Source organism: Microcoleus sp., assembly GCF_041354475.1.
Lineage (GTDB): Bacteria > Cyanobacteriota > Cyanobacteriia > Cyanobacteriales > Microcoleaceae > Microcoleus.
The window spans coordinates 1-10698 of record NZ_JBGJZU010000124.1 but is presented as its reverse complement, the minus strand read 5'-3'; the positions used below and the strand labels follow the sequence as shown (position 1 = coordinate 10698).

The following is a 10698-nucleotide window of genomic DNA, read 5'->3' as shown; positions in this document are numbered from 1 at the left end:
TTTAAGTGGGGTAAATTAGACCTGTCAATTCGAGAATTAATCTGTTTAAACTGCGGTACACACCAAGACAGGGATTTGAACGCTGCGAGAATTATACAAAAAGTCGGGATTGGGCATAGCCACGACTCGCTTCTGGCCGCAGAGGGAAGGTAAGACTGCTTGCAGCACATCCCAATGAAGCGTCAAGAATCACCGCACTTTCAGGGCGGTGAGTATGTCAAACACGTAGTCTGATTGCCGATCGTCATCCAAATTTATGTTGAAAATACAACTAAATCACTTTCTCATCGCACGTTTCAGGGACACTCTTTTCAGGAGGAAGCAACTGTAACGACAAACCTTCCCGCGCCATCAAGCTGTTCGGGAACCTTTGAGCAACTTGCTCTCCCACTTTGTCTAAGAATTCATCATTGTGCAAAGGATCGTGGTGAAAAATCACCAACTTTTTGACGTTAGCCGCCTTAGCCACTTTCACCGCTTCCTGCCAAGTCGAATGTCCCCAGCCAACCCGGCTCGACTTTTCCGAATAATACTCCTCATCCGTATAAGTAGCATCGTAGATCAGGACCTCTGCATCCTGAGCCAATTTCACCACATTTTTATCCAAGGTGTCTGCAAAATGTTCTGTATCAGTCACGTAAGCCGCCGCATAGCCCCGCCAGTTAACTCGGTAGCCCATAGCTTCTCCTGGATGGTTCAACAAAGCAGTTTCCACCTTGATCTCCCCGATTTCCACTGTATCGCCCACTTTAATATCATTGAACTTCAGGTCTGCACCCATAATTTGTAGGGGGACTGGAAAATTTGGGTGAAGCATCTGGTCGTTCAGGCGCTGCTGGATAGTAGCTTGGTTAGGAGCAACAGCACCATAGATGTGAAAACAATTGCCCTTGACAAAAGCTGGGACAAAAAACGGAAATCCTTGAATGTGATCCCAGTGAGAGTGAGTGAAAAACATATGAGCTTCTACAGGCATCTGCGACAGGAGAGTTTGTCCCAAAACCCGTAACCCTGTACCGCCATCGAAAATCAAGCGGCTGTCACCCACTCGCATTTCAATACAGGGTGTGTTGCCCCCGTAACGTACTGTTTCAGCTCCCGGAGACGCTATGCTACCTCTAACGCCCCAGAAGTGAACTGTGAATTGGCTTTGCATACTAGACATGGGTTTTCCTGCAAGATTGCTCCGGCGATCTGTTGGTAAGGTGTTTACATCTTGTTGACATACTCACCGCCCTAAAAGTGCGGTGATTCTTGACGCTTCACCAGGGTCTGCTACCAAAGTAGTCTTACGTCCCTTCTGCGTCCGTTTAGAGTCGTGGCAATGCCCTATCCCGACTTTATTTATTTTTTTAGCTGCATTCAAGTCTCTGTCTTTGTAAGGGCTGTGCCATCAAACCTCTGCTCTGGGAAGTCTCGATCGGCAACTATGATTTTTTTGAGCTGTATTTGTTACCAAATGTTAACAAATACATTATTTGAGATGCTGTCTCGAATTTTGTGTGTATCCAACATTGATAGCAGCATTCCCATCTCGATTACAAATGTTACCACTACTTTACCGGGTTTGAGACCGATCGGACAAAGTGGAATGCCCCTTATCTGCTACATAAGATTGACATAAAGCGGACAAGAATGACATCTCGGACACTTAAAACTTACTTCCTGCTTCTACGTAGGGAGTCGGCTCCTTCTACTCTACAGGCGTGAATTCAGGATTAGCCATCCTTACTCTATCTCGTGAGACCGATGCTAAATTAATCGCGGCATTCAAATCTCGATGACAACTCCTGCTCCAACGCAGGAGGGAGTGCTATCAACAAGCACTCGTTTAATGATAACTGAACTCTAGCAGTTTAGGGTAAAGAAGTGGCTAGATGCCCCGTGCAGGCTTCCCAGACCATTGGGCGATCGGTCTAGGGGAGCATTACTGCTTGTTGTTACTATTTCAATATACAAATTGATCCAAAAACTCAGTATGGAACGAGTAAAAAAAACTACAGCCAAAATGCCTCCCAGACAAGAAGAACTGTCAGAAGCTAATGACCAAGTGCGATCGGACTACTTGCAGAAATTACCCTCATCCATGACCGATGTCCAGTTTTTGAAGAAAAATACACCGGAAAACCGTCCATTTCCTCAAACTATACCCACAGCCGTTCCTGAGTCAGCCAGACACCCCAGGATTGACTTTCAAAGATCCTCGAACCGGCCTGTAGTTTCTACTACCTTGCTCAAATGGGTGTTAGGGCGTTGGAATCGATCGTCTGGCACCCTGGCCGTTTTAACAGCTTCAGCAGTTTGGGGCTGGTGGAACAGTCAATTACTGGCTGCTACGGGCTTGGGCATCGGAGCGATGATGTTGGTTTACCGGGCACAGTCCTGGGATTGGCAACAATTGCGATCGAACATGGAGCAATTTTGGAACAGCCCCAGCCGACGCTTGGTAGTAGCGGTGGGTAGTGGCGGCCTTGCTACTTTAGGAACTTACATGAGTTTTTCGATTTGGGCACAGTCCCAGAGTAACTGGATGGCTCTGAGCGCAATTTTACAAAATTTGGGGACGATCGCCATTGTGGTATTGTTGGTGCGACAAGTCTGGAGCCAAAGTGCTTCCAAAGATGAAGCGGTAGTAGATGGCATCCTGGCGGATTTGACGGATGCAGACCCTGTAAAGCGTTTGATAGCAGTGCGGCAAATGACCGATTTGGTCAAAAGTCCTGGGTTTTGGAAACCCAGTTCCCTCAAAAATTCCATCGGCCTGTCGCACACTGCTGAGTGCTTTCGCTTGATGCTGAATCAAGAACCAGAAGCTATAGTCCGCAATGCCCTTCTAGAAGCTTTGCAGACTTTGGACTCTCTACATTGTTCTGAAAAAACCAAATCAAGCTGAGTCGTTAAAAATTAATTTTGAATTCGGAATTTTTAAAAGCCAAAAATTAAATCATGGACTACTAGCTGACCATCAAAAGCGTAAAAAGTGATTCGAGAAATATTTGGTGCTTTGACACGCAATTCAGTGCTCGGCTCAATGGCAGAATTAGACCCTACCAGATTGGGTGCTGGCATTTCATCCTGAGCAATTTGGACACCATCCAGGTCGCAAGCAGACAAAACCGTTCGCCGGGAACTGGTGACAAGTCCTGACACAAAGCGAACTGGATACTTAAAAGAGATTTCTATCTGTCCGCTTTTGGGGGCTCCCATTAAAATTGTGATCCCAGGAACCGTCAAAAATGCTGGGTTGGAAGGTTGGATTGCCACCACATTGGTAAAAGTTAGCCCCCAATGTTTAAACTGGTGTTCTACTACTTCAAAGCATTTCAACTCTTCTAAAGCTAGTCGCACAGAATCCGGTGCTACAGCAGGCATCCGAGGCTCTGCTCCCCCCACAGAGCGGTCGGGAGTAGCAACCACAACATTATTTTTGCCGTTTAAATCTACGCTTCGACATGGAGTCTCAAATTCTGCTATCCTGTCAGACTGAAGACTTTTTGTGTCAACCATAAAACCCTCGCGATCGCTTTTCCTGAGCAGTTGCATCGTTAGTAGACCTCCCTGAGATTAGTTATTTTTTGTGTGGTGGAATTGAGCGGGGGGCGACTAATGATTGCCAAACCCCCCCAATTCAGAATAAACAACCGACCCTCACCTTTCTAACAAAGACTTTCGACATGAAAAGTCGCTGCTCCGCAAAGTATCGTGATTAATGATTAGATATCTCCCATAATTCCTGCGGGGTAGGTATCCAGCCTGCCCTTGACAGCCTTTTTGGGACACATCTATGGGTTATTTGCTCCCACTTGTGTGATAACTTCAGCGTTTGGGTAGAGCGCTACCTATCCATTGTCAATTATTGTCCAGTAAATTAGTTACCAAAGTCAGACCGATCGACAGCAAACCCACCGTGGGCTGTGAAAGAGAGCTTTAGCACTGTAACTGTGCAAGCATCGCTTTGAGATAGCGACTCACTGAGTTTTTGACAGTGAGGGGTATTACCCATCACCTTGCTATTATCTCCCATTCACAGTAGTTTGCAAGGGTGAGGATAACTACACAACCCGAACAGCAAAAATCTCAAAACTTGCTTCCTGTCTGTAGTTTGACCCTTCACCTGTAATTTCATATAATTAAATCAATACTCAAACTTTACAAAAGCACCCTCAACTAAACAATTTTTTTCACATTCAGACTGATGCCAGACCCAAATCTACCATCTCACTACAATTGAGGTTTATTTATGCTTTTGCCCCTAGGCTTCGGTCAACGATCGACAGTTACTTCCCAAGGCCGAATGGTATACTACACCGCGGAAAAAACGCCTTGGATGAAGATACCTACCTCAACTTCGGACAATTTGCCGAACTTGGTATTTTTTCACGGTTTTGGAGGCGGTTCCAGTGCCTACGAATGGTCGAAAGTTTATCCGGCTTTTGCCGCTGACTATCGAGTTTTGGCACCGGATTTAATCGGCTGGGGACGATCGGAACATCCGGCGAAAAATTACAAGGTTGACGATTATATCACATCTTTAATCGAATTTCTCGAAAAAACTTGCGGGAGTCCGACGGATGTGATAGCTTCTTCTCTGACTGGGGCGATGGCAATTCGAGCAGCGATCGCCAGACCAGACCTGTTCAAATCCCTGATTTTGACCACACCTAGCGGTTTGTCTGACTTTGGCAAAGATTACAGCAAAAGTTTATTTGCTCAAATAGTCAGCACACCTATTTTGGACCGCTTGCTTTACAATACCGGAATTGCCACCGATGGGGGCATCCGCAACTTTCTAGAACAGCGGCAATTTGCCGACAATCGCCGAGTTTACCAAGAAATCGTAGATGCTTATCTAGAATCTGCCTTGGAACCGAATGCAGAGTATGCCGCTCTTTCTTTTGTGCGAGGAGATTTATCCTTCGATTTATCCCTATACATCACTCAGCTAACAACACCCACTGCGATGATTTGGGGAGAAAAGTCACAATTTACCAGCCCTGAGATTGGCCAGCGATTGGCCAATCTCAACCCCGAAGCCATCAAAGTTTTCCAAATTTTGGAAAATGTCGGTTTGACACCGCAACTAGAAATTCCTGCTGTCACCATTGGCTTGATCCGGCAATATTTAAAGTTGCTATCGGAAGGGTAAAAAGTAAACTGACAACGGCCAGTTGTTATGGTTTATGGGTTATTTTTATTGTTTATTGGTTATGAGTTATTCGTGATTATAATAATGTGAATAACAAATAACAAATAACAAATAACCAATAACAAATAACCAATAACCAATAACTAATAGCTATTTGACGCGCACATCAATGACGCTGGCGTTGAAAATATACTTTTTGCCTTCAAGTTCTAGTGTAGTGCCAATTTTGACCTTCGTATTGCCTAAAACAGGGCCGTTGTCAGTAATTTGACCTTTACCTTCTAAGGTAAACATCATATTTCTGCTGAAAGATTCTTCTTCTCTGGGGTCTGGTAGAGCTTTCAATGTGCCATTGGGCTGAGGAACGGCGAGGGTTCTGGTCAATGTTTTGACAGCTTTGATCGTAATCTGACCGGAAGGTTGGTTACGGATAATCACATTGATTTTATCCCCTGCTTTGAATAACTCTTGAAAGTTTGTCCCTTTAAGACCGATCGCAATGGCATCGATTTCTACTGGTTTGACATCGGCGCCGCCAACTTGGGCTACAGAACCCCCAGAAGTACCAGGGAAGAAGAAGATTCCGACTGCAACTAGCAGAATGATCAGAGCAGCACCTAGGTCTAGGATGCTAAGTTTACCGAACAAGCGGCCTTGTGAATCCAAAATTTTCATAAAAAATCTTCGGGAGTGTGGAAACCGCGTAGCTTGATAGTCGCGGACGAAACACGAGCCGCTGAATTTATCCAGCGTCTTCTGTTAGGGGTTGATAGCTTAAGAAGTATCTTTACAAGCCAAAAGATATTACCACGATCGCTGCTCACAATCCGCAGGACTTGAAGACTGATATATCTGAGTCTCAAGGGCGACATAAAATTGAAAAAGTCCCAGCATTGATTCTGGGAATCTCCCTTGTCAATCAAGCTATACTTCAAGTATGCCATACATCCCATTCACAAAAGCGGTCGAAACAAAGGCTATATCTGTCATGTTTAAAAAAAATTGGTTGACAATCCGGCGTAGATGTGGTAAAGGAATTTATTTATTTCTGTCTCTGATTGTGACTGCGGGAATCTGGGTGGTGTCGCCGGAACCGATGCAAGCATTTTCTTTGCCAGAACTGATTTTTCGAGGTATTCAAGTTATTCAATTGTCGAATGTGTCCGATCGCCAAGAAGTGGCTATAGGTAAAGAAATCAATCAGCAGTTGGCTGGACGGGAATTTAAAATTTATCCCGATCGCGCCACTACAGCATATATCAACCGCATCGGTCAGCGACTGGCCCAAAATAGCGATCGCCCGAATATTCCCTATACCTTCCAAGTCGTTGACGATGACAATATTAATGCCTTTGCGACAATGGGCGGTTTTATTTATGTGAATAAAGGTTTAATGACCGCGGCAGATAATGAAGCTCAATTAGCCAGCGTAATCGGCCATGAAATCGGTCACATTAGTGCACGCCACGCGATTAAACAAATGCGTCAAATGGCGATCGCCTCTGGTGTCGCTTCAGCAGCGGGACTCGATGGTTCTAAGGTAGTGCAGCTAGGGGTGGAACTGGCTTTGCGCCGTCCCCACAGCCGTCAAGCTGAATACGAAGCAGATCAGTTGGGATTGCAAACAATGGGGCGATCGGGCTACGCTCAATTGGGGATGGTGGATTTTATGAAAAAGTTGCTCAACAGACCTTCTCCTCCCAGCATTTTGAGCACTCATCCAGCTACCGATTCCCGCATTGTGGCGATCGAACAGGGAATCGATCCGAGTTTGGCTACGGGTGAAGGCTTGAACAATGGGACTTACAGACAGGAAATCCGCAGGCTTCTGGGTTCCTCGCGTCAGTAGTCAACAGCTAGCTCGGTGAAACCACTGGACTCAAAACCGATTTCTGGAGGGGAATTTCCGAGGAGTTCAATGGTCTAACCAATTCGTCTAAGGGCAAAATTCGGACTTGATGGTTAAATACATTGACTTGATAAACTCGGCGGTAGTTGAGGTCAAATCCTGTCAGCCAGCCACTCTTGGGATGATAAGCACCCGTGTCAATATCTAGCCACCCTTGTCCTCTGACTAATTCCCCCGGTCTGACACCCTGAAACGTAAAGGTGATCGTGTGACCCGTGATAATTAATTTATCGGGAAAATAGGGTTGAGAGATGTTGTGAAAATCCTTGCGAATCCAGCAGAGTTGTTCGCTAGACTGCTGGTCAACGGGGAGTGTGGGATCGACCCCGGCGTGGACTAGCCAGATATCGCCCAAGTCGAGGTGGGTGGGGAGCGATCGCATCCATTCTAAGTGCTGGTAGGGCATCATCCCTGTATTTCTGTAACTGTCGATGGTGGCATCACCGCCACTGCAAAGCCAAGCTTGCCACGATCGCATATCAGCAACGTCACTGACTAGAGCATTTAACATCAGTTGTTCGTGGTTGCCTAACAGAGCTTGGTAACGACTTTGCTTGACAAATTCTACTACTTGAGCACTCTTAGGTCCGCGATCGATTAAGTCTCCGAGAAAATACACGCGATCGTCCCAGCTAGGGGCAAGTGCCTCTAGCAAGATCATTAAGCCATCGAAATGCCCATGTACATCACCAATAACAATGCGCCGATGCTCCATCGTACTTATTCAATTTCCTGACTCTCAACAAAAACCCGTAGCTAACAGCATCTGATTTTGCTGCTAGGCTTTTTGCCCTCTGGTGCCTAACAGGGGGTGTCACCCATTATACTGTTTTGTATAAAGATTTAGTAAAGTTGATAAGTATTTACACAAAACCCAAAATTTGGGTGAATGCAAAAACCCAGTAGATTTAACCACCAGCGACATAGCTCTTAACTAGCCTCGCATCCACAGGGTGTCGCGATCGCCCACATAACCTAGGCAGTTGTTATACTTCTATAGCAATCCTAAATGAGTCGCAAGTTTTTTACCCCACCCCAACCCTCCCCTTACTAAGGGGAGGGAGCAAGAAATTGACAAATGAAGAAAGGGGACTCGAACAAGTCAAAGTCCCCTTTCTGAAGCAGAGCTATTTCATTATGACGAAAAACATGGTTTTGTAGGGGTAGGCCCCTACAAAAAAATTAACCAGTCAGTCTCGCTGCTATTAGACGAAGCGCAAAGAAGAGCTGTCAAGGCTAAAGGAAGAAACTGGTTGGACGATAGCAATCAATTCATCCGAGCTCCCAGTCTTCTTGAAAATAGCGTTTCCAACAGGCAATCCGGCGGGAGAAGCACCTAACACATAAGTGGTAGGAGCGCCTTGAAGCTGGATGATATCTTGAGTGGGGTTGAAGCCGACAATCAAAGCATAATCGGTGCTGCCAGTAGCGCTATCAATGCCATCGTTGTAGTAGAACTTGGTGGCATCTCCCAGGAAGAAAGTGTCATTGCCTTCTGCACCAATCAGGGTATCGATTTCGCCCAGCCCTGGGTTAGCAGCAGTGCTATCAACACCAGTCAGAAAGTCATTACCTTCTTGGCTATAGAGGAAATCGTTGCCAGTACCGCCCAGCAAAACATCATTATCTTTACCGCCGTACAGGGAGTCATTACCAGCGTCACCGGCTAAGGTATTGTTGCCTAGATCGCCACTGAGGACATCATTGCCTGTACCACCAAACAAAACATCGTCACCCTTTCCTCCTAACTCGGTATCGTTACCATCGCTTCCAATCAAGGTGTCATTCCCTTGGTTGCCATAGAGGAGATCGTTACCGTCGTTGCCAAAGAGGGCATCGTCACCTTTGCCTCCGAAGATGATGTTGTTGTCGCTATTGCCATAGAGGCTATCGTTTCCTTTGTTGCCGTACAAAGGATTGTTAGCATCGTTGGCGACGATGACGTCATTGCCGCTGCTGCCGATCGTTTGCGCTGAGCCTGTCGGTGCGGGTGAGTTTGTCATTGTGGGTGCGATCGGCGCTGTGAATGTCAGAGCAGGTGCGGGAGTGAAAATTGGTGTGGGTGTGGGTGTGGGTGTGGGTGTGGGTGTTGGTGTTGGTGTTGGTGTGGGTGTTGGTGTTGGTGTTGTCACCGTGGGTATTGTCACCGGTTTGGGTGTCGGCGCGATGGGTGTCGGCGTCGTGGGTGTCGGCGCGGTGGGTGTCGGCGCGGTGGGTGTTGGCGCGGTGGGTGTTGGCGCGGTGGGTGTCGGCGCGGTGGGTGTCGGCGTCGTGGGTGTCTCTGGTAAATTAGCAGCCAGAATTGCTGCACCAGTGAGGTTGGCTACATTTTCGATGAAGCCAGCACCAGCCAGACTCGGCGATGCACCGAAGAAGTCGGAAATTACCACGTCATCGGTAGCCCGTGCGATACCGTCTTTGTTGATGTCAATCAGTAAACTCGTGCCTTGTCGCGTCAAGCCTGTATTGCCCGATGACAACGACAGCGACAGCGTAGGGCTGGTACTGACAAAGCCCTCAAAATCAACAAAGTCTAGGCGATCGATCCCACCTGTATCCTGAATTTGCAATTGATTCTGCGAAAACTCCCGTATTTGATAGCGATCGTTACCTGCTGAGCCTCGCAGCACATTGCCATTGCCAAATCCGGCATTGAGCGTATCATCGCCAGCACCGCCTTCTAAGATGCTATTACCATTACCACTGAGATAGTCATTGCCTGCACCACCATCCAAGGTACTAGGGCCACTGCCGAATAAGGTGTCATCTCCATCGCCACCAGCGAGACTATCATTGCCCCCACCCCCACTGAGAATGTCATTGCCAATACCTCCATCCAGGGTGTCATCGCCGTTGTCACCCTGGAGGCTGTCATTGCCCCCACCCCCACTGAGGTTGTCGTTTCCTGCACCACCTAGCAAGGTATCGTTGCCATCTAAGCCACTGATGGTGTCATTGCCATCTAAGCCTGCGATGTTGTCATTGCCGACAGTGCCTGTGAGGTTATCGTTGCCAGGTGTACCACTGGTTGCAATGCTTCCGGGTGCCGCCGTAGCCTCAGTCAGATTAGCAGCCAGAATTGCTGCACCAGTGAGGTTGGCTACAGTTTCGATGAAGCCAGCACCAGCCAGACTCGGCGATGCACCGAAGAAGTCGGAAATTACCACGTCATCGGTAGCCCGTGCGATACCGTCTTTGTTGATGTCAATCAGTAAACTCGTGCCTTGTCGCGTCAAGCCTGTATTGCCCGATGACAACGACAGCGACAGCGTAGGGCTGGTACTGACAAAGCCCTCAAAATCAACAAAGTCTAGGCGATCGATCCCACCTGTATCCTGAATTTGCAATTGATTCTGCGAAAACTCCCGTATTTGATAGCGATCGTTACCTGCTGAGCCTCGCAGCACATTCCCACTACTAAATCCGGCATTGAGCGTATCATCGCCAGCACCTCCTTCTAAGATGCTATTACCACCAGCACTGAGATAATCATTGCCCGCACCGCCATCTAGGGTACTAGGGCGTGTTTTCAAACTCGTTGTATACTGGAAAATAGGCGATCGCAACCACTTAACGCTCATGAACCGAGGAGACTTAAGTAACGAACAGTGGGAGAGGTTACAACCGCTACTTCCCCCTCTCA

General features: G+C 47.2%; 9 protein-coding genes. 3 read left to right on the top strand and 6 right to left on the bottom strand.

Annotation, left to right across the window (positions count from 1 at the left end; all coding sequences use genetic code 11):
• Positions 1-271: 271 nt before the first annotated feature.
• Positions 272-1165 carry an MBL fold metallo-hydrolase gene (locus ACBR23_RS27530; RefSeq protein ID WP_341739092.1) on the bottom strand — a complete coding sequence of 298 codons (894 nt, stop codon included), beginning with the start codon at positions 1163-1165 and terminating at the stop codon, positions 272-274.
• 813 nt (positions 1166-1978) lie between these two features.
• Here ACBR23_RS27530 and ACBR23_RS27525 point away from each other — a divergent pair.
• Positions 1979-2893, top strand: coding sequence for a hypothetical protein (locus ACBR23_RS27525; RefSeq protein ID WP_371117943.1), 915 nt, complete (start codon positions 1979-1981; stop codon positions 2891-2893).
• Between the two features lie 32 nt (positions 2894-2925).
• On the opposite strand, the gene ACBR23_RS27520 is transcribed toward ACBR23_RS27525, so the two are convergent.
• Both ACBR23_RS27520 and ACBR23_RS27515 read right to left on the bottom strand, forming a co-directional pair.
• On the bottom strand, positions 2926-3507 hold the full coding sequence (locus tag ACBR23_RS27520; protein ID WP_341739090.1) for a hypothetical protein: 582 nt from the start codon (positions 3505-3507) through the stop codon (positions 2926-2928).
• Between the two features lie 361 nt (positions 3508-3868).
• Entirely contained in the window at positions 3869-4024 is a 156-nt protein-coding gene (locus tag ACBR23_RS27515) for a hypothetical protein (protein WP_341739089.1), read from the bottom strand.
• A gap of 216 nt (positions 4025-4240) precedes the next feature.
• Between ACBR23_RS27515 and ACBR23_RS27510 the strand changes: the two genes are divergently transcribed.
• A complete protein-coding gene (locus ACBR23_RS27510; protein ID WP_371120821.1) occupies positions 4241-5146 on the top strand; it encodes an alpha/beta fold hydrolase in 906 nt (301 codons plus the stop codon).
• Positions 5147-5296: 150 nt separating this feature from the next.
• Here the strand turns inward: ACBR23_RS27510 and ACBR23_RS27505 are convergent, their stop codons facing one another.
• A complete protein-coding gene (locus ACBR23_RS27505) occupies positions 5297-5821 on the bottom strand; it encodes a DUF4330 domain-containing protein (protein ID WP_340522040.1) in 525 nt (174 codons plus the stop codon).
• Positions 5822-6134: 313 nt separating this feature from the next.
• Here ACBR23_RS27505 and ACBR23_RS27500 point away from each other — a divergent pair, with 313 nt between their 5' ends.
• On the top strand, positions 6135-6995 hold the full coding sequence (locus ACBR23_RS27500) for a M48 family metallopeptidase (RefSeq protein ID WP_371117945.1): 861 nt from the start codon (positions 6135-6137) through the stop codon (positions 6993-6995).
• A gap of 7 nt (positions 6996-7002) precedes the next feature.
• Here the strand turns inward: ACBR23_RS27500 and ACBR23_RS27495 are convergent, their stop codons facing one another.
• Positions 7003-7770, bottom strand: a complete 768-nt coding sequence (locus tag ACBR23_RS27495; RefSeq protein WP_371117946.1) for a metallophosphoesterase family protein — start codon at positions 7768-7770, stop codon at positions 7003-7005.
• 490 nt (positions 7771-8260) lie between these two features.
• The coding region (locus ACBR23_RS27490; protein WP_371121051.1) for a calcium-binding protein at positions 8261-10698 on the bottom strand (2438 nt) is incomplete at its 5' end.